Origin of the sequence: Rouxiella silvae, assembly GCF_002093625.1 — a bacterium.
Taxonomy (GTDB): Bacteria; Pseudomonadota; Gammaproteobacteria; order Enterobacterales; family Enterobacteriaceae; genus Rouxiella; species Rouxiella silvae.
Genome location: NZ_MRWD01000068.1, coordinates 1 through 18,896, shown reverse-complemented (window position 1 = coordinate 18,896; position 18,896 = coordinate 1). Strand labels below are relative to the sequence as shown.

Annotated in this window: 18 protein-coding genes; 7 read left to right on the top strand and 11 right to left on the bottom strand. The window is 51.1% G+C overall.

Annotated elements, in window-relative coordinates:
- Window positions 1-6 precede the first annotated feature (6 nt).
- The 10 genes from atpF to ravA all read right to left on the bottom strand — a co-directional run bounded on the left by atpF (window position 7) and on the right by ravA (window position 9,638).
- A complete protein-coding gene (gene atpF / locus BS639_RS21320) occupies window positions 7-477 on the bottom strand; it encodes a F0F1 ATP synthase subunit B (protein ID WP_055775391.1) in 471 nt (156 codons plus the stop codon).
- 65 nt (window positions 478-542) lie between these two features.
- Window positions 543-782 (bottom strand): F0F1 ATP synthase subunit C, encoded by a 240-nt coding sequence (gene atpE, locus BS639_RS21315; RefSeq protein ID WP_004093904.1) that lies wholly within the window; start codon window positions 780-782, stop codon window positions 543-545.
- Between the two features lie 50 nt (window positions 783-832).
- Window positions 833-1,615 carry a F0F1 ATP synthase subunit A gene (gene atpB / locus BS639_RS21310; protein WP_055775388.1) on the bottom strand — a complete coding sequence of 261 codons (783 nt, stop codon included), beginning with the start codon at window positions 1,613-1,615 and terminating at the stop codon, window positions 833-835.
- Window positions 1,616-1,657: 42 nt separating this feature from the next.
- Window positions 1,658-2,050 carry a F0F1 ATP synthase subunit I gene (gene atpI / locus BS639_RS21305; protein WP_082457376.1) on the bottom strand — a complete coding sequence of 131 codons (393 nt, stop codon included), beginning with the start codon at window positions 2,048-2,050 and terminating at the stop codon, window positions 1,658-1,660.
- 641 nt (window positions 2,051-2,691) lie between these two features.
- Window positions 2,692-3,312 carry a 16S rRNA (guanine(527)-N(7))-methyltransferase RsmG gene (rsmG, locus tag BS639_RS21300; RefSeq protein ID WP_055775384.1) on the bottom strand — a complete coding sequence of 207 codons (621 nt, stop codon included), beginning with the start codon at window positions 3,310-3,312 and terminating at the stop codon, window positions 2,692-2,694.
- A 70-nt stretch (window positions 3,313-3,382) separates the two neighbouring features.
- The gene (gene mnmG / locus BS639_RS21295; RefSeq protein ID WP_055775382.1) at window positions 3,383-5,272 is read right to left on the bottom strand and encodes a tRNA uridine-5-carboxymethylaminomethyl(34) synthesis enzyme MnmG; all 1,890 of its coding nucleotides are present in this window, start codon (window positions 5,270-5,272) and stop codon (window positions 3,383-3,385) included.
- Between the two features lie 375 nt (window positions 5,273-5,647).
- Window positions 5,648-6,091, bottom strand: coding sequence for an FMN-binding protein MioC (gene mioC, locus BS639_RS21285; RefSeq protein ID WP_055775379.1), 444 nt, complete (start codon window positions 6,089-6,091; stop codon window positions 5,648-5,650).
- Between the two features lie 89 nt (window positions 6,092-6,180).
- Complete coding sequence (asnC, locus tag BS639_RS21280; RefSeq protein WP_055775375.1) at window positions 6,181-6,642, bottom strand: transcriptional regulator AsnC; 462 nt, start codon at window positions 6,640-6,642, stop codon at window positions 6,181-6,183.
- Between the two features lie 17 nt (window positions 6,643-6,659).
- On the bottom strand, window positions 6,660-8,126 hold the full coding sequence (gene viaA, locus BS639_RS21275) for an ATPase RavA stimulator ViaA (protein WP_084984276.1): 1,467 nt from the start codon (window positions 8,124-8,126) through the stop codon (window positions 6,660-6,662).
- Window positions 8,127-8,129: 3 nt separating this feature from the next.
- Window positions 8,130-9,638 carry an ATPase RavA gene (gene ravA, locus BS639_RS21270; RefSeq protein WP_084984275.1) on the bottom strand — a complete coding sequence of 503 codons (1,509 nt, stop codon included), beginning with the start codon at window positions 9,636-9,638 and terminating at the stop codon, window positions 8,130-8,132.
- A gap of 321 nt (window positions 9,639-9,959) precedes the next feature.
- On the opposite strand from ravA, the gene kup reads away from it, so the two are divergent.
- From kup to rbsR, 7 genes are all read left to right on the top strand, one after another.
- Window positions 9,960-11,828, top strand: a complete 1,869-nt coding sequence (kup, locus tag BS639_RS21265; protein WP_055775365.1) for a low affinity potassium transporter Kup — start codon at window positions 9,960-9,962, stop codon at window positions 11,826-11,828.
- A 227-nt stretch (window positions 11,829-12,055) separates the two neighbouring features.
- Complete coding sequence (gene rbsD / locus BS639_RS21260) at window positions 12,056-12,475, top strand: D-ribose pyranase (protein WP_055775362.1); 420 nt, start codon at window positions 12,056-12,058, stop codon at window positions 12,473-12,475.
- Between the two features lie 7 nt (window positions 12,476-12,482).
- On the top strand, window positions 12,483-13,988 hold the full coding sequence (gene rbsA, locus BS639_RS21255; protein WP_055775359.1) for a ribose ABC transporter ATP-binding protein RbsA: 1,506 nt from the start codon (window positions 12,483-12,485) through the stop codon (window positions 13,986-13,988).
- Between the two features lie 6 nt (window positions 13,989-13,994).
- Window positions 13,995-14,969 carry a ribose ABC transporter permease gene (gene rbsC, locus BS639_RS21250; RefSeq protein ID WP_084984274.1) on the top strand — a complete coding sequence of 325 codons (975 nt, stop codon included), beginning with the start codon at window positions 13,995-13,997 and terminating at the stop codon, window positions 14,967-14,969.
- Between the two features lie 29 nt (window positions 14,970-14,998).
- The gene (rbsB, locus tag BS639_RS21245; protein WP_084984279.1) at window positions 14,999-15,889 is read left to right on the top strand and encodes a ribose ABC transporter substrate-binding protein RbsB; all 891 of its coding nucleotides are present in this window, start codon (window positions 14,999-15,001) and stop codon (window positions 15,887-15,889) included.
- 50 nt (window positions 15,890-15,939) lie between these two features.
- Window positions 15,940-16,869 (top strand): ribokinase, encoded by a 930-nt coding sequence (gene rbsK, locus BS639_RS21240; RefSeq protein ID WP_055775353.1) that lies wholly within the window; start codon window positions 15,940-15,942, stop codon window positions 16,867-16,869.
- Entirely contained in the window at window positions 16,870-17,874 is a 1,005-nt protein-coding gene (gene rbsR / locus BS639_RS21235) for a ribose operon transcriptional repressor RbsR (RefSeq protein WP_055775350.1), read from the top strand.
- A 77-nt stretch (window positions 17,875-17,951) separates the two neighbouring features.
- Here rbsR and BS639_RS21230 read toward each other — a convergent pair whose 3' ends face one another.
- Window positions 17,952-18,641, bottom strand: coding sequence for a FadR/GntR family transcriptional regulator (locus tag BS639_RS21230; RefSeq protein ID WP_055775347.1), 690 nt, complete (start codon window positions 18,639-18,641; stop codon window positions 17,952-17,954).
- Window positions 18,642-18,896 lie beyond the last annotated feature (255 nt).

Below are 18,896 nucleotides of genomic sequence, written 5' to 3'. Positions count from 1 at the left end.
CCCTCCTTACAGTTCAGCGACCAGTTTATCAACGATGTCGCTATTAGCAGCTTCATCCACGGAACGTTCGATGATTTTCTCGGCGCCAGCAATGGCCAAAATACCGACTTGTTTACGTAACTCTTCACGAGCACGTTGACGTTCAGCGTCGATCTCAGCCTTCGCTTGGGTCACGATCTTGTTACGTTCCTGCTCGGCTTCAGTTTTAGCTTCATCGATGATTTGAGCTTTACGCTTGTTAGCTTGCTCGATGATCACCTGAGCTTCCGCTTTGGCTTTAATCAGTTGGTCGGTCGCATCGGCTTGCGCTAAATCCAGCTCTTTTTTGGCTTGTTCTGCGGAAGATAAACCGTCAGCAATTTCTTTTTGACGTTTTTCGATGGCAGCCATAATTGGCGGCCATACGTACTTCATGCAGAACCAGACAAACAGGACGAACGCGATAGCCTGGCCGAGGATTGTTGCGTTAAGATTCACAGCACAATGCCTCTTTCAAAGTGAATTAGTTGATGTCTGTCGTTTAACTCAGAGCGAACTCTGTGTTAGGCGACCGCAAACATCACGTACAGACCCAGACCAACAGCGATCATCGGGATGGCGTCGACCAGACCCATAACGATAAAGAACTGTGTACGCAGCAGAGGAATCAGGTCAGGCTGACGAGCAGCGCCTTCCAAGAATTTACCACCCAGGATGCCGATACCGATCGCAGCACCGATTGCCGCCAGGCCCATCATCACAGCGGCAGCCATGTACAGCAGATCCATACTCAGGTTTTCCATGACAGTCTCCAGTTTGTTTCAGTTAAAACGCAGTATTGTTGAAAGAAAAATCAGTGTTTTTCAGATGCCATCGACAGATAGACAATCGTCAGAACCATGAAGATAAAAGCTTGCAGCGTAATGATCAGGATGTGGAAAATGGCCCAAGGCACACTTAGAATCCACTGTGACCACCACGGCAGCAGGCCAGCAATAAGGATGAAGATCAACTCACCCGCATACATATTGCCAAACAGTCGCAGACCCAGTGAAACTGGTTTGGACAGCAGGCTGACGCCCTCAAGAATCAGGTTAATCGGAATGAAAACCGGATGATTGAAGGGTTGCATTGTTAGTTCCTTAACGAAACCACCAACGCCTTTCATCTTAATGCTATAGAAAAGAATCAAAATGAACACGCCCAGAGCCATCGACAACGTAACGTTTACGTCAGCGGTAGGCACAACACGCAGAGCTGGCAAACCGATAACATGCTCACCTATGTAAGGCAGCAAATCGATTGGCAGCAAATCCATCATGTTCATCAAAAAGACCCAGACGAACACAGTAAGTGCGAGAGGCGCGATCACTTTGCTTTTACCGTGATACATGTCACGCACGTTGCTGTCGACGAAACCAACAACCAGCTCTACGGCCGTTTGCAGTTTACCGGGAACGCCACTAGTGGCGCTTTTGGCGACGCGATGGAAAATAACCAAAAAGAGTACCCCGAGGACCACGGAGAAAAACATCGAATCGATGTTAATCGACCAGAATCCCGTCCCAATCTGAAGCTGTGTCAGATGGTGACCGATATACTCTTGTGGAGTAGAGATTTCTCCTGATGCAGACATGATGCCTCTTACCCTTTAGTAGTTAAGTACGGTTATCTACGGTTACGACCGATTAATGACGGCCGGAGCTACTATCTGCGTGATTAGCACAGATAAATAGGCCACACCCAACGGAGCAAAAGCAGCCTTAAACAGGCCCAGCGCGATAACCAGCAAAGTTATGGTAACCACAACCTTCAGCGCTTCCCCAATGGCAAATGACCAGGCAACTCGTCCAGAGACCGTTGTTTGCGCCTGTTGGCGCCACGCATACAGCATAAACAGTGCATTCGGTAACCAGGCAGCTAATCCTCCCATAAGAGCGGAGGTAGACCACGACAGGCTTTTCAATCCAAATGCTGCACTGAGAAGGACAAACGTCAATAGCTGCAGTATTAACAGCTTTCTCGCTACTTTCCCGCCGTTCTTATCGTATAAGGAGTAAGACACAGACATGACGTTTATTCTCTCGTACCTAACTGGAGGTATGCTGAATGCCGTATAACACTGCCTTTACCCAAAGGAGTCAAGCAGCAAAAAACGTGCAAATTATACGGGCCACTCAAACGAATTCAATGGATAAGTAGCGAAAAGGTGAACAATTATTTAAATTACCCTTTTTAGAGCTATTTTCATAAGGAAACTATAGCGCTAATTAACTACAAATCGACTGTCGAGTTATTCCATTAATCGGCAAAGAATCGTGCGCGAGATCACAAAAATCTGTTTTATTCGCTTTTTTCTCTGCGATTTAAAGAATTACATTATCTTATAAAAACTTCAAAAAATCATTAAAAACAGAAGCTTAATTGATTCAGCTTTTTATAAAAATGAAGCGAGCAATTAAAACCCCTCTTTTTATACATCCGCACAACAAATAACAACATTTTGTTCACAATTCGAATATCGAGCACTTAACGGAAATTCAATTTCAAGTGTGATTATTTCGCAACGTATTAAAGCCAAAAGGTCAATCAGGTGATATCGAGGTGTAAAATGCAGGTAAAAAGCGAATAAACAAGCAAACTAGTTAGCTTGCTTATTTTTACCTTTATTAAACATCTGCTTTTTAGGCATTTTATTGACTCAGAACAAGCTTAGATTGCTTTCAAAATCACCAGATGCCGCTCGCCGTCCAATTCTGGTACGCGAAGCTTAATTATCTCTTGCAGCTGAATGCCCTGCGGCAAGGTATCGAGTTCATCATCAGGACGCAATCCCTTCAGCGCATAGAAACGCCCCTGCCCTTTCACCGGTAAGTGGTGACACCAGGTCAGCATGTCTTGCAGCGAGGCAAACGCGCGGCTGATGACGCCGTCAAACGCCGGCTCGGGAATAAACTCCTCTACCCTGCTCTGCACTGGCTCAATATTGGTCAGGCCCAGCTCATGTTGCACCTGGCGCAGGAAGCGTACGCGCTTGCCCAAGCTGTCGAGCAGTGTGAAATGCGAGTCGGGGCGAACAATGGCCAGCGGAATACCTGGCAGACCAGGACCGGTACCGACGTCGATAAAGCGATGGCCCTCTAAATGCGGATTGACCACGATACTGTCAAGAATGTGGCGCACCAGCATTTGCATTGGGTCGCGAACCGAGGTGAGGTTATACGTTTTATTCCACTTATGCAGTAACTCGACGTAGCCAATGAGCTGATGTTTTTGCTGATCGGGTAGCGCTATTCCTGCCGCAGCAAGCAGCGAGTCCAATTTCTTTTGCATGGGTTGTCCTTGAGGCATTCTGAAACCGCAGGTCCGTTTTGATGACCGGGCCTGCGGCATGGCGACTCAATCAGGCGCTGCGACGCAGCAGACCCTGTTTTTTCAGCCAGATCAGTAGAATCGATATTGCAGCCGGGGTTATACCGGAAATGCGAGTAGCTTGTCCAATTGACGTCGGACGGTGATCGTTAAGCTTGGCGATCACCTCATTCGACAGGCCGTTGACCTGTTGATAGTCCAGCGTTTCTGGCAGCAGGGTGTTTTCGTTGCGCTGCTGTTTTTCAATCTCTTCCTGCTGACGTGCGATATAACCTTCGTATTTAACCTGAATTTCGACCTGTTCAGCAGCCTGAGGGTCACTGACTGCCGGTGCAAAAGCTTCAAGGCGGGTCAATAGGTCATAGGTCATTTCAGGACGACGCAGCAGCTCTTCGGCACTGGCTTCTTTAGAAAGCGGCGCAGAGAGATGTGTGTTTATTTCTTCAACCAGCGCATGACGAGGGTTAACCCAAATGCCACGCAGACGTTGCCGCTCAAGCTCGATCATTTCGAGTTTTTCGTTAAAGCGTGCCCAGCGAGCGTCGTCTACCAGACCCAGCTCACGGCCTTTTTCAGTCAGACGCAGATCGGCGTTGTCTTCACGCAGCATCAGGCGGTATTCAGCACGTGACGTAAACATGCGGTACGGTTCTTTAGTGCCCAGCGTACACAGGTCGTCGACCAATACGCCGAGGTAGGCTTGATCACGACGCGGCGCCCAGCCTTCCAGCTCTACGGCGTTGCGTGCAGCGTTGAGACCAGCAAGCAGACCCTGCGCCGCAGCTTCTTCGTAGCCGGTGGTACCGTTGATCTGTCCGGCAAAGAACAGGCCCTTGATAAATTTGCTTTCCAGCGTGGGTTTCAAATCACGCGGATCGAAGAAATCGTACTCGATGGCATAGCCAGGACGCATTATCACCGCATTTTCCAACCCCTGCATGGAGCGTACGATTTTCATCTGTACGTCGAAAGGCAGACTGGTGGAGATCCCGTTTGGATAAATTTCGTTGCTGGTCAGGCCTTCAGGCTCAAGGAAGATCTGATGCGCGTTACGATCGGCAAAACGCATCACTTTGTCTTCGATCGACGGGCAGTAACGCGGGCCGATCCCTTCGATGATCCCTGAGTACATCGGGCTGCGATCCAGATTATTACGGATCACGTCATGCGTTTTTTCGTTAGTGTGCGTGATATAGCATGGGATTTGACGCGGGTGCTGCGCCGCATTGCCCATGAACGAGAATACGGGAGCAATGTCGTCGCCGTGCTGTTGGCCGAGTACGCTGAAATCGATAGTACGGGCATCAATGCGCGGCGGGGTTCCTGTCTTCAGGCGATTGACGCGCAAAGGCAGTTCACGCAGACGCTGTGACAGAGATATGGCAGGAGGATCGCCTGCACGGCCACCGCTGTAGTTTTCCAGACCGATGTGGATTTTTCCGTCAAGGAAAGTTCCCACGGTCAGCACGACGGCTTTGGCACGGAATTTTAGGCCCATCTGGGTCACAGCGCCGACAACGCGATCGTTTTCGACGATCAGGTCTTCAACAGGCTGCTGGAATATCATCAGATTAGGCTGGTTTTCTAACGCAGTTCGTACAGCCTGGCGATAAAGCACGCGGTCAGCTTGAGCTCGAGTGGCTCGTACGGCCGGTCCCTTGCTCGCGTTTAGTATCCTAAACTGAATACCGGCGTGATCGACTGCCGTTGCCATTAAACCACCGAGTGCGTCCACTTCTTTAACCAGATGTCCTTTCCCGATCCCGCCAATGGCAGGGTTACACGACATCTGTCCCAGCGTGTCGATATTGTGGGTCAATAACAGGGTTTGACGTCCCATTCTGGCTGAAGCCATTGCTGCTTCAGTGCCTGCATGGCCACCACCGATGATGATGACGTCAAATTGATCCGGATAAAACATGGTACTGCACCTCGAAGTTCAACGAACGATCGTATTGCGTTGGGAAAACGGATTCTACGCGAGTTTGGAGCTTCCACAAGTCCCAGGGGATCGTCACTAATTAAAAGAAGATCTTTTTATTTAAAGATCTCTTACTACTAACTCTTATTAGGATCGCGATCTTCTGTGCATAAGTCATTATTGTCTATTTAGATCAATATGCTATAGAGGATCGAATGCTGTGAATGATCGGTGATCCTAGACAGTATAAGCTGGGATCAAAAGGGCTACTTATGCACAGCCCCCCAAGCGACCTAAGGTTGTTAGAGGGATAACTACCGGTTTCACACCGCTTTTAAGCCTAGTTATCCACATCTGATCGGGTAAAATTTACACTTATCTGAGCAAATTAATCCAATTTAGTACCCAAACCTCGGCCGGATCTTCAGGAATTTCGTGTTGCGTCACGTCGATCTCAAGGCGATCGCCGATTCTTTGAGCGCCCAAAGCCGTTATTTTTTGATCCAAAGTGCGGATCGCACCACAAAAAATATCGTATTCGCTGCTGCCTAAACCGACTGCACCAAAGCGAATGTTCGACAGATCGGGTTGCTGATCGTCTATTTGCTCAAGAAGGGGCTGAATATTGTCAGGGAGTTCTCCAGCACCGTGAGTAGAAGAAACCACCAGCCAAATACCGCGGGTTGGGAGCTCATACAGTTCAGGACCGTGGAACAGCGCGGTGGTAAAACCGGCTTCTTTCAGCTTCTCTTCTATATGTTCAGCAACATATTCTGCGCCGCCAAGCGTACTGCCACTGATCAGGGTGATATCAGACATAAGGCTCTTACCCGAAAAAAGAATGGCTATTGTACGCTGTGAATGAGCTGGGATCTACCTGTGGATAATGAGGTATTAAAATTTATTACTTACGGCTGGATCGTACGCATGATGGGGTTTTGTAAGGAGATTAAGGTTTCCGTAGACTGGATCTCGTCGATAGTCTGTATCTTGTTGATAAGTACCTGCTGCAGCGCATCGATGGAGCGGCACATCACTTTGATGAAGATGCTGTAGTGCCCCGTGGTGTAATAGGCTTCAACCACTTCTTCCAGGCTTTCCAGTCGTTTAAGGGCAGAAGGATAGTCTTTGGCACTCTTGAGAATGATGCCGATAAAGCAGCAAACGTCGTAGCCCAATCGCTTCGGATCGACGTTCACGCGGGTGCCAGTGATGATGCCCGCCTGCTTCATTTTCTCTACTCTGACGTGAATAGTGCCTGGGCTGACGTTAAAAGACTTGGCCAGTTCGGCATAGGCAACGCGGGCGTTTTCCATTAGTGCGTTTAATATCCCGCGATCCAGATCGTCTATTTGATAGTTATCAGACATTTATTCTCTCTCTTTTATTAACGCTTCCAACGTCGTTGTACGCGGCTTTTCATTCCAGTATCGAAGCGCCAGATATGGTCAAAGATACGCATAATTGCCGGTTTTCCATAGTGCGACATGGCAAGGGCGTGAAAACGATGGCGGTACTGCGTCTGCTGCTGTTTGACCCGCTGCTGGATTTCGTCGGGCAGGCGCTGGGCGATAAAGTCCGAAATAATGACCGCATCGGCGTCCTGCCACTCCGGCGTCGCCAGTTTGTCGAGCGTGGCACTCAGGCAGGCGGAAAGATCCGTACCGCCTCTGAAATGCTGCCCCAGAAATCGCATGGCCTGATCCAGACCGCTGGCCGATGTGAGTTCATAGTGAATCACTTCGCTGGCGAACAGCATGATGTAGCAGCGGCGATTGTCCGCTAGCGCAATGCGCAGTAAGGCTACGCAGAAGGCCTTGGCGCACTGCTCGTTGAAACCGCCCATCGAACCGGACGTATCGACGCACACCACAAACGGGCCGCGCGGCTGTGGTTCCTGCTGCTGATACACTACCGGACGCATCACCTCTTTTTCTCGCCATACGTCACCGTGCAACTGGTAGGTCATCAGACGCTTTTCCAGCAGTCGCCGATAAAACTCGAACTCAAGCTCCGCAATACCTATCGTCGCCAGTTCTGAGGGCAGCAGGCGCATGATGTCATCACTGTGATGGATCCCGTTCACCTCTTCGGGAACAGTAGCCGGTTCTCTGACCATCAGGCGATGCGGCTCAAGAATCGTCTCTTCGTGGGGATTGGCCTTTGCCGTCTGGCTACGCCCCAGCTGCTCAGCTAGCTGTTGCAGCTCAGGCTGTTGCTGTAAAAAGGTGCCGTAGCGGACCAGAGACTGATAGTCGCCGCGCTGGCGCTTTCCTTTACTCATGTCCCACAGTCGACCTGCGGCACCGTCGTTTTCGACTAATAAAGGAGAGAGTTCACCGCTCAGCTCAAGCCGCTGTTCCAATTCGTTTTGCAGCTGTTCCTGTTCTTGCTCCAGCAACTGATGATGCAACGTCACGGTCTGGAAAGTGATATTCAGCCGCCAGCGCTGCATAAACAGGCCGTGAAAGCTGCTGTTTGGGCCTCTGTGGTTGGCGGTGGAGATATTGTCGGTCAGCGAGCGCGCCTCGGTAGCAAAAGGCGAGTTAAGCTGTTCGAGCTGAACAACCGTGCTCTCCAGCTCCGTATTAAACGTAGAGGCGCTGCTCTGCTGACAGTGCTGATAAAGATAGAACTCTTTCGCCAGCCCTTGAGGCACCGGCGTATCGTGAATGCGCTGCTGTAGCCTGAAGCGCCACTCCGGCAAATCTTTGGTCAGCGCGCGCTTGAGCCGAGGAAATTTTTCAAAGAACACCTGCAACTGCGGCGTAGCCAGCAGTGTGATGATCAGTTCATCAATAAGCTCGGCTTCTTTAATGGCCAGCATGACGTCCAGCGTTTCCAGGCTGAACATGATTTAACTTCTGCCAAACAGCTGTTGTTGTTGCACCAGCTGTTCATTAATGCGGATCAGGCTGGCTTCTATTTTCGCCGTCCACTCAAGTGGCACGAACAGGCACGGATGGTGCTGATTAAACAGCTGGCGCTGCTGGGTCAGAGATTCACCTAGCGTGGTTAGCGTATTTCTCATCTCCTCCGGAACCGTAATGTGCTCATTGCCCGGCAGGGTAAGGAAGCTCGGCTGACGACTCACGTCGAGGATAACCAGCTGCTGTTTATCGTCGACTTCAACGTCCAAAGCCTGTGCAAAACCGATGCCGTTAAGTTTCGCCTTCAACTGCCCGCCTTTATTAAGCCATTCTGCCATCGGTTCACGCTCCACCAGCAGATGGTTAACCTGAATGTCATGCAGATGTAGCGGCTGTTGCAAGAACAGCGTCAGGCTGGTGGATGACAGCGATTCCGGAAGTTGATACTGCGGCCTGCGACTGAACATTCCTGATTTTTTACTGACTTTTAACGCCTGACGCGTGCTCTGTTGCTGCTGATAATGCATCCATTGTTGATTGAGTTGCTGAATTTTTAAACTTAAGCTTTGCTGCTGGTAGGCCTGCTCGGTGATGCTTTGCTCAATCTGCGTCTGTAATAAATGATAAGAGCTCATGTCATGCCACAGACAGTCTTTTAGCAGCACCAAATCAACGGGAGCTACCGACTGACGGCCGCTAAAGAAGGCGCAGGCCTGCAACAGGCGCAGCGCTTTTTTCCAGCGACGGTCCGAAACATACGGCGCGGTCTCAAGTGCGCCAAGGCGTTGGCGCAGCTGAAAGATAAGCTCGAAGCAGTGTTCGGTGAGGTTGACCTTTTCTATTTCTGGCTGCCACTGCTTGTACTCCTCATCGGTGATGCTAAGTCCTTCCGCCACCGGATGCGTGTTCTCCGAATGTCGGCTGGTGAGCAGTGACCTAAAGTTTTGTTTGTCCTGTACGCGGTCCAGCCACAGGCGGATCAACATGCGATCGTAGAGCGCTTCCAGGCCGCCGTCGGCCTCGGGCAGTTCGTTGGAGGCACTCACCAACAGACGCATCGGGATAGCCTCTTCACTGTCGCCATTGCGAAAACGTCGCTCGTTTATTGCGGTCAACAAGGTATTAAGGATCGCCGGACCGGCTTTCCATATTTCATCAAGAAAGACAATTTCTGCCTCCGGTAAATAACCCTGAGTGAGGCGCAAATAGCGACCTTCGTCCTTCAATGCCTGAATAGAAAGTGGGCCAAATACCTCTTCCGGTGTAGAAAAACGGGTCATTAGATATTCAAAGGCGCGGGCATCGCGAAAAGCATATTTTAAACGACGGGCGATCAGGCTCTTGGCGATACCCGGTGGGCCAAGCAGAAACACGCTTTCACCACACAGCGCGGCTAACAGGCACAGACGTATGGCCTCCTGCCGTTCATAAAGGCCGTTTTCCAACGCATTAGCCAGTCGGGTGATTCGTTCTGCCAAAAGAGGTGATTGCGCCATAATGTGTTTTAAACTGCCCCAAATAGTGACTTAAGTGATGGAATAGTGGACTGTGAGCTGCTAATAAACCATGATTTTTTTCTAAGAACTAGCCCGTTGATTATTAAAATTATTCTATTTGCAGAAATGTGATCAGCTGTGGTGAATTGTTTGCTTGTCTTTGTATTAAAGGGTAGGCAATCTTATTTATTCGTGCATACTGTGCGCCTTTTGGTGGGTTTAAAGGAACTGCCAACCCACATAGCTTACGGATTTTGGGCAAAAGAATTTTTAGCCAAATACTCAAGTCAGCCAAATGACAAAGCATAAAAGAAACCAATTATGAGCACAGAACATAAACGGTCACTACCCGCAGTAACCTTGGCCGCCATTGGTGTGGTTTATGGTGACATCGGTACCAGCCCACTCTATACACTGCGAGAGTGTTTTTCCGGCCACTACGGTTTTAACGTCGAACCTAGCGTGGTATTTGGTTTCCTCTCCCTGATTTTCTGGTTGTTGATTATTGTCGTCTCGGCAAAATATCTCTCCTTTGTTTTACGGGCTGATAACGCGGGAGAAGGCGGTATTCTGACCCTGATGTCGCTCGCCGGCAGAAATACCTCGGCAAGAACCACCGCCGTACTGGTTATTCTCGGTTTGATAGGCGGCAGTTTCTTTTACGGCGAAGTGGTGATTACGCCCGCCATGTCGGTGCTTTCTGCGATGGAAGGCCTCGAAATTGCCGCGCCAAGCCTCGATGCCTATATCGTTCCGCTCTCCATTTTCGTTCTTACCCTGCTGTTCTTCATTCAAAAACACGGAACCGGACTGGTCGGCAAACTTTTTGCCCCAGTGATGCTGCTGTGGTTTTTGGTGCTGGCGGTATTGGGTATTAACAGTATTATCGGCAATCCAGAAGTGCTGCGGGCGATTAACCCGATGTGGGCGGTTAACTTCTTCATCGAGCATAAATCCTTTTCCTTCTTGGCGTTGGGCGCGGTGGTGTTGTCTATTACCGGCGTTGAAGCGTTGTATGCGGATATGGGACACTTTGGAAAACTGCCGATTCGCCTGGCTTGGTTTAGCGTAGTTCTGCCGTCGCTGGTGTTAAACTACTTTGGTCAGGGCGCGCTGTTGCTTAAAAATCCTGAGGCGATTAAAAACCCGTTCTTCCTGCTGGCGCCTGACTGGGCGCTGCTGCCGATGCTGATCCTGGCCACTCTGGCGACCATTATTGCCTCTCAGGCTGTGATATCAGGCGTGTTCTCCTTAACCCGTCAGGCGGTTCGCCTCGGCTATTTACCGCCGATGCGCATCATTCACACCTCAGAGATGGAAGCAGGACAGATTTATGTGCCGGTCATCAACTGGCTGCTTTATTTCGCGGTAGTCATTGTTATCCTCGGCTTCGAGCATTCAAGTAATCTGGCTGCGGCCTACGGAATTGCCGTAACTGGCACCATGGTACTGACCTCTATACTCTCGTGCACCGTGGCCTATAAAAACTGGCACTGGAAAGGTTTTATTGTGGCAGTGCTGGCGGTGATTTTGCTGTTCATCGACGTGCCGCTGTTCGCCGCCAATGCGACCAAAATACTGTCAGGCGGTTGGCTGCCTTTGGTGCTGGCGTTGATGATGTTTATCGTGATGACCACCTGGAAAAGCGAGCGTTTTCGCCTTATGCGCCGCATGCACGAGCACGGCAATTCGCTTGAGGCAATGATTGCCTCGCTGGAGAAATCTCCGCCGGTGCGCGTTCCTGGTACGGCGGTCTATATGTCCCGCGCGACCAACGTCATTCCGTTTGCCCTGTTGCACAACCTTAAACACAACAAAGTGTTGCATGAGCGGGTGGTGCTGCTGACTCTGCGGACTGAAGATGCGCCGTTTGTGCATAACGTTCGCCGCGTCACTATTGAGCAGATGTCGCCGACCTTCTGGCGCGTGGTGGCGAGCTATGGTTTCAAAGAGACGCCTAACGTAGAGGAAGTATTCCACCGCTGTGGCCTGGAAGGTCTGTCTTGCCGGATGATGGAAACCTCATTCTTTATGTCGCACGAGTCGCTTATTCTCACCAAACGACCTTGGTATCTCTACTTCCGCGGCAAGCTGTTTATCGCGCTGAGCCGTAACGCCCTGCGCGCACCCGATCAGTTTGAAATTCCGCCAAACCGCGTGATTGAGCTAGGAACCCAGGTCGAGATTTAATCTTTCTGGTCGTCATTATTTAAACGCCGTGGGTCAACGCCTGCGGCGTTTTGCGTTTTGTCTTATCGCCGGCCTTATCGTTTTATTCAACTTAATCGTTTACTCGTCGTTTATCTGTCAGCGAAACGTTTCGACGGCGATCACAAATTCATCGTCTGCCCATTGCTACGGCGTACAGATTTTCTAAAATCAGTCACCAGCGAAACGTTTCGCTGTTGGAGCTGATAATGAAGAAAGCCATGTTGTTGAATGCCGACGTTTCACAGGTTATTGCTAAATTGGGTCATACCGACACCTTGGCGATTGCCGATGCCGGTTTACCGATCCCCGCGACCACACAGCGAATAGACCTTGCCCTGACGCAGGGTGTGCCGACCTTTTTACAAGTGTTTGCCACCGTTATCAGTGAGATGCAGGTAGAGCACGCCGTGCTTGCCGAGGAAATAAGGCAGCATAACCCCGAGCTTCACGCCACGCTGCTCGGCCAGTTGAAACAGCTGGAACAACAGCAGGGAAACACCATTACGTTGGAATATGTTAGCCATCAGGCTTTCAAACAACAGACACAAACTACGCGTGCCGTGATCCGCAGCGGAGAATGTTCGCCATACGCCAACGTTATCCTGTCTGCCGGCGTCACGTTCTGAGGTCTCTATGCAACCTTTGCTGCAACTCTCAGGGATTGATAAAGCGTTTCCTGGTGTAAAAGCCCTGTCGGGCGCCGCGCTTAGCGTGTATCCGGGAAAAGTCATGGCGCTGGTGGGTGAAAACGGCGCGGGCAAGTCAACGATGATGAAAGTACTGACCGGCATCTATCAAAAAGATGCCGGATCGGTTCATTTTCTCGGTAAGGAAGCCAGTTTTAACGGGCCGAAGGATTCTCAGGAAGCTGGGATCGGCATTATCCATCAGGAACTGAACCTGATCCCGCAGCTAACCATTGCCGAGAACATTTTCCTCGGTCGTGAGTTTGTTAACGGACTGGGGAGAATTCAGTGGAAAAAGATGTACGCCGAAGCCGACAAACTGCTGGCTCGCCTGAATCTGCGTTACAGCAGCCATCGACTCGTGGGTGAGCTGTCGATTGGTGACCAGCAGATGGTTGAGATTGCCAAGGTGCTGAGCTTCGAATCGCAGGTCATTATTATGGATGAGCCTACCGATGCACTGACCGACACCGAAACCGCCTCCTTATTTAGCGTGATAAACGAGCTTAAGGCTGCCGGGTGCGGCGTGGTGTATATCTCGCATCGCCTGAAAGAGATTTTCGAGATTTGCGACGACGTGACGGTATTTCGCGACGGCCAGTTTATTGCTGAACGTCCAGTGAGCGAGCTTGAGGAAGACACGCTGATTGAAATGATGGTGGGACGGCGGCTTGAGGAACAGTATCCGCGAATCAACCATGCCCGCGGGCCGCTGCGTTTGTCGGTAAATAATGTCTCGGGACCGGGTGTAAAAGACGTCAGTTTTGCGCTTTACGGCGGCGAGATCCTCGGCGTTTCTGGCCTGATGGGAGCCGGACGTACCGAACTGATGAAAATTCTTTACGGCGCACGCAAAAAAACCGCAGGCACAGTCTCACTTGAAGGCCGTGAAATTCAGACCCGCACACCGCAGGACGGCCTGGCTAACGGCATCGTTTATATCTCTGAGGATCGTAAGCGCGACGGTCTGGTGTTGGGCATGTCGGTAAAGGAAAACATGTCGCTGACTGCGCTGCGTTATTTCAGTCGCCTTGGCGGCGGATTAAAGCACGCAGAAGAGCAGCAGACGGTGGGCGATTTCATCCGCCTGTTCAATATCAAAACGCCTTCAATGATGCAGCCGATTGGCCTGCTTTCCGGTGGTAATCAGCAGAAAGTTGCCATCGCGCGCGGGCTGATGACGCGTCCCAAAGTGTTGATCCTCGACGAACCGACGCGCGGCGTCGACGTTGGGGCCAAGAAAGAGATTTATCAGTTAATCAATCAGTTCAAGCGTGAAGGTCTTAGCATCATTTTGGTCTCCTCCGAAATGCCAGAAGTCATTGGCATGAGTGACCGCATTCTGGTGATGCACGAAGGGCATTTAAGCGCTGAATTCCCTATAGAACAGGCGACGCAAGAAGCATTAATGGCGGCCGCTGTTGGCAAGCAATACGGCGTGAACCAGGAGTAAATGACAATGAGTTCTCAGACAATACCGGCCAATAAAAAGCGCTGGATCAGTAAAGAGTGGTTGTTAGAGCAGAAATCCCTGATTGCGCTGCTGGTGCTGATTGCGGTGGTCTCTTCAATGAGTCCAAACTTCTTCACGCTCAATAACCTGTTCAATATTCTGCAGCAAACCTCGGTTAACGCCATTATGGCCGTGGGCATGACACTGGTCATTCTGACTGCCGGTATCGACCTGTCGGTGGGCTCCCTGCTGGCGCTGACCGGCGCGGTGGCCGCTTCTGTGGTAGGCCTGGAGTCGAGCGCCACGCTGGCCGTTATTGCCTCGCTGGTGCTGGGTGCGGCGGTGGGTGGCATTACTGGTGCCATTGTTGCCAAAGGTAAGGTGCAGGCGTTTATCGCTACGCTGGTAATGATGCTCTTGCTGCGCGGCGTGACGATGGTTTACACCAACGGCAGTCCGATAAGTACCGGTTTTAACGACGTCGCCGACACTTTCGGATGGTTCGGGATTGGTCGCCCATTGGGCGTGCCGACGCCGGTGTGGTTAATGGCGATTGTTTTTGCCGCTGCCTGGTACATGCTGCACCACACCCGTCTCGGTCGTTATATCTACGCGCTGGGCGGTAACGAAGCGGCAACGCGCCTGTCGGGGATCAGCGTCGATAAAGTGAAGATTATTGTTTATTCACTTTGTGGGCTGCTGGCGGCACTGGCGGGCATTATCGAAGTTGCTCGTCTTTCTTCGGCGCAGCCCACGGCGGGGACCGGCTATGAGCTCGATGCCATTGCGGCGGTCGTATTGGGCGGCACCAGCCTCTCCGGGGGCAAAGGGCGCATTCTCGGTACGCTGGTGGGTGCACTTATTCTTGGATTCTTGAACAACGGCCTGAATTTGCTGGGCGTTTCTTCCTATTACCAGATGATTGTTAAAGCAGTCGTTATTCTGCTGGCAGTCCTGGTGGATAACAAAAGCAACAAATAACCTCCCCTACAGGAATATATAAAATGACGATGTCTATGAAGAAAGTTGCATTATGGGTTTCTGCCGCTGCGTTAACCGCGTCATTCAGTGCTAACGTGTTGGCGAAAGACACCATTGCGCTGGTGGTTTCCACACTCAATAACCCGTTCTTTGTTTCTATGAAAGAAGGCGCGCAGCAGGAGGCCGATAAACTGGGCTATAACCTGGTGGTGCTTGATTCACAAAACAACCCGGCAAAAGAACTGGCGAACGTGCAGGACCTGACCGTTCGCGGCACCAAGCTGCTGCTGATTAACCCGACAGACTCGGACGCGGTGGGCAACGCTGTGGCAATGGCCAATCAGGCGAAAATCCCAGTGATCACTTTGGACCGTCAGGCAACCAAAGGCCAGGTTATCAGTCACGTTGCGTCTGATAATAAAGTCGGGGGTAAAATGGCCGGTGATTTCATCGCCAAAAAACTGGGTGATAATGCCAAAGTTATCGAACTGGAAGGCATTGCCGGAACGTCTGTTGCCCGTGAGCGCGGTGCTGGTTTTAAAGAAGCCGCCGATGCGCATCATTTCAAAATGCTAGCCAGCCAGCCTGCAGATTTCGATCGCACCAAAGGTCTCAACGTCATGCAAAACTTGCTGACTGCACACCCAGACGTTCAGGCGGTATTTGCCCAGAATGATGAAATGGCGCTCGGTGCACTGCGTGCGCTGCAAACGGCCGGTAAAACAGACGTGCTGGTGGTCGGCTTCGACGGCACTGAAGATGGCATTAAAGCGGTTAAAAGCGGCAAGTTGGGCGGAACTGTGGCTCAGCGTCCTGACCAAATTGGTATTATAGGCGTAGAAACCGCAGACAAAGTGTTAAAAGGCGAAGCTGTTCCAGCGGTTATTCCGGTTGATCTCAAGCTGGTTGCACAACCTTAATAGATATAGGCGCCACTGTTTGGGTGGCGCAACTGATTGGGAATAAGGCAATGGATAAAGGTAAACTGGTGGTTCTGGGCAGCATCAACGCCGATCACGTGCTGAATATCAGACAATTTCCGCAGCCGGGCGAAACGGTGATGGGTTCACACTACAATGTCGCCTTTGGTGGCAAAGGGGCCAATCAGGCCGTGGCAGCGGGAAGAAGCGGTGCCGATATTTCATTTATTGCCTGTGTAGGCAGTGACGACATCGGTGAGCGCGTCCGCAAACAGCTGGCCAGTGATAATATTGATACTCGTCCGGTCGAGGCAATCGCCGACACGACTACGGGTGTGGCGCTTATTTTTGTCAACGCCGACGCGGAAAACGTCATAGGTATTGATGCAGGAGCCAACAAAGCTCTGACGCCGGAATATCTCGCGCGTTATCAGCAGCAAATTATCGATGCCTCGGCTTTATTAATGCAGCTGGAATCTCCGCTCGAGTCGGTCATTGCCGCTGCACGTATTGCGCACGACAACGGAACTCAGGTTATTTTGAATCCGGCCCCGGCCTGTGAGTTGCCGGACGAGCTGTTGTCGCTGGTGGACATGATTACCCCGAACGAAACCGAAGCCGAAAAACTGACCGGCGTGAAAGTTATCACCGCCGATGATGCCGCGTGCGCCGCGAAGGTATTGCACGCTAAAGGCATTGCTACCGTTATCATTACGCTGGGCAGTAAAGGCGTGTGGCTGAGCCAGCAGGGCGAAGGCAAGAGCGTGCCAGGATTTAGCGTTAAAGCGGTAGACACCATTGCCGCCGGTGACACCTTTAACGGTGCTCTGGTAACGGCGCTGCTGGAAGGGAAGCCGATGGATCAGTCTGTGCGTTTTGCCCATGCGGCGGCGGCGATTGCCGTCACGCGTGCCGGTGCGCAGTCTTCTGTTCCATGGCGACATGAAATTGATGATTTCTTAACGCATCAGGAGTCCTAGTTGCCGACAATGAAAGATGTCGCCCGCCTGGCGGGCGTCTCAACCTCGACAGTCTCACACGTGATTAATAATAATCGCTTTGTCAGTGAGGCTATCCGTGAAAAAATTAATGCGGCGATTGCCCAGCTTAACTATGCGCCTTCCGCATTGGCCCGCAGTCTTAAAATCAATCAGACCCGCACCATCGGTATGTTGATTACCTCAAGCAGCAACCCGTTTTACTCTGAAGTGGTGCAGGGCGTTGAGCGCAGCTGTTACGAACGCGGCTATAGTCTGATCCTGTGTAATACCGACGGTAATGAGGAGCGAATGAATCGCAGCATTGAAACACTGCTGCAAAAGCGGGTCGATGGGCTGATCATGATGTTTACTGAAAATCACTGCCCATCGCCGGAGACGCTGAGCCGCTATCCTTCGATTCCCGTGGTGATGATGGACTGGGCGCCGTTTGCCGGCGTGAATGACATTATTCAGGATAACGCGTTTATCGGCGGCAAGATGGCGACTGACTATCTGATTGCGCAAGGGTATCGGCACATTGCCTGCATTATTGGACCGACAGATAAAACCACGTCGACCCAACGTCAGGACGGCTATCGTCAGGCAATGAAAGAAGCGGGTCTGGTGATTGAGGACGGTTTCGAAGTGACCGGTGATTTCGAGTTTTCCGGCGGTTTGTCGGCAATGCAGCAGTTACTGGCTCTGCCACAGCGTCCAGACGCCGTTTTTGCCGGAAACGACGCGATGGCCGTTGGCGTTTATCAGGCAATCTATCAGCACGGTCTGCGTATCCCGCAGGACATTGCGGTGATGGGTTACGATGATATTCAGTTGGCGCAGTTTTTAACGCCCCCTCTAACCACCATTCATCAGCCTAAAGACGAGCTGGGCGAGCTGGCAATCGACACCCTATTGCATCGCCTAAAAGACCCCGAGGCCGAGGCGCAGGTTCTGGTACTTACACCCGAGCTGGTGGTTCGCGGATCGGTTGGCGTAAAATCCTGACTTTCCCTGTCTGTTTCTCTCTTCCTTTCTATCTTTCTCTATATAGAGGAAGAAGGCGCTGAGAAGAGAGGTACGAATCAGGCTGGGTCGCGTAATAAAGTCACGCAGGCGTCTAATGCGCCGTTTGCATCGCCCGCTAAAATGGCATCAACGATGCGCTGGTGGTGTTCGAGCTTGATAACCTCATTGCCGGTTATTGCGCGGAAGTAACTTTGGTAGACCGAGCTGAACAAATTGGCGAAAGAAGTCAGGAACGGATTTTTTCCCGCCTCGTAGATAAGCTGATGAAATTGGGCATCCACGGTTATCCAGCGCTCCCGATCGAAGTTTTCATGCAGGTCGCGCATTTCCGACATATAGAGAGAGAGTTGCTGCTTTTGTTCTGCGCTTGCCTGAACGGCAGCCAGCGAACAGGCCTGAGGTTCGAGCGCCTTACGCAGTAAAACAAAGTGCGACATGACCTGGTCGAAGTTTTCACGCGTCATCCACCAGGTCAGCAGTTCACTGTCGAGAAAGTTCCAGTTGCTCTGCGGCATCACGCGCGTTCCAATGCGAGGACGCGGCAGCAGCATACCTTTTGCGGTTAACGTCTTTACCGCCTCGCGCACAGCGGTGCGACTTACCCCGAATAACTCCCCCAGTTCAATCTCTCCCGGCAGGATACTTCCCTCGGCATATTCACCAGACAACACGCGTTGAGCAATATTCTCTGCAATAAGATAGGAAAGGTTTCGTTGAGCAGCCTGTTGTTGGGCGTTGAGTGACATGAATTACGTCCTATACGGTAGAAAGGTCTCAGTATTCAAACTAGTTTACCCCAGTAAAAGCGGAGTAAATAATGAGTTTACGGATAAAAATGACGCTTTATTATGCGTTTATGACGCATTTGTAGAAAAAAAAGGCGGTTAGAAAGTTTTTTTGAATAAAGACTTGCGGCTCCTCAGAAACTCCCTATAATGCCGCTCCAACGACAGGGAACAACGCAGCAGCAACGCGGTGCGAACGAGTCGGGAAGAATTAAA

Coding starts and splice junctions, on each gene's coding strand:
- atpE (WP_004093904.1), bottom strand. CDS start 782: ATGGAAAACCTGAGTATGGATCTGCTGTACATGGCTGCCGCTGTGATG.
- atpB (WP_055775388.1), bottom strand. CDS start 1,615: ATGTCTGCATCAGGAGAAATCTCTACTCCACAAGAGTATATCGGTCAC.
- atpI (WP_082457376.1), bottom strand. CDS start 2,050: ATGTCTGTGTCTTACTCCTTATACGATAAGAACGGCGGGAAAGTAGCG.
- rsmG (WP_055775384.1), bottom strand. CDS start 3,312: ATGCAAAAGAAATTGGACTCGCTGCTTGCTGCGGCAGGAATAGCGCTA.
- mnmG (WP_055775382.1), bottom strand. CDS start 5,272: ATGTTTTATCCGGATCAATTTGACGTCATCATCATCGGTGGTGGCCAT.
- mioC (WP_055775379.1), bottom strand. CDS start 6,091: ATGTCTGATATCACCCTGATCAGTGGCAGTACGCTTGGCGGCGCAGAA.
- asnC (WP_055775375.1), bottom strand. CDS start 6,642: ATGTCTGATAACTATCAAATAGACGATCTGGATCGCGGGATATTAAAC.
- viaA (WP_084984276.1), bottom strand. CDS start 8,126: ATGTTCAGCCTGGAAACGCTGGACGTCATGCTGGCCATTAAAGAAGCC.
- ravA (WP_084984275.1), bottom strand. CDS start 9,638: ATGGCGCAATCACCTCTTTTGGCAGAACGAATCACCCGACTGGCTAAT.
- kup (WP_055775365.1), top strand. CDS start 9,960: ATGAGCACAGAACATAAACGGTCACTACCCGCAGTAACCTTGGCCGCC.
- rbsD (WP_055775362.1), top strand. CDS start 12,056: ATGAAGAAAGCCATGTTGTTGAATGCCGACGTTTCACAGGTTATTGCT.
- rbsA (WP_055775359.1), top strand. CDS start 12,483: ATGCAACCTTTGCTGCAACTCTCAGGGATTGATAAAGCGTTTCCTGGT.
- rbsC (WP_084984274.1), top strand. CDS start 13,995: ATGAGTTCTCAGACAATACCGGCCAATAAAAAGCGCTGGATCAGTAAA.
- rbsB (WP_084984279.1), top strand. CDS start 14,999: ATGTCTATGAAGAAAGTTGCATTATGGGTTTCTGCCGCTGCGTTAACC.
- rbsK (WP_055775353.1), top strand. CDS start 15,940: ATGGATAAAGGTAAACTGGTGGTTCTGGGCAGCATCAACGCCGATCAC.
- BS639_RS21230 (WP_055775347.1), bottom strand. CDS start 18,641: ATGTCACTCAACGCCCAACAACAGGCTGCTCAACGAAACCTTTCCTAT.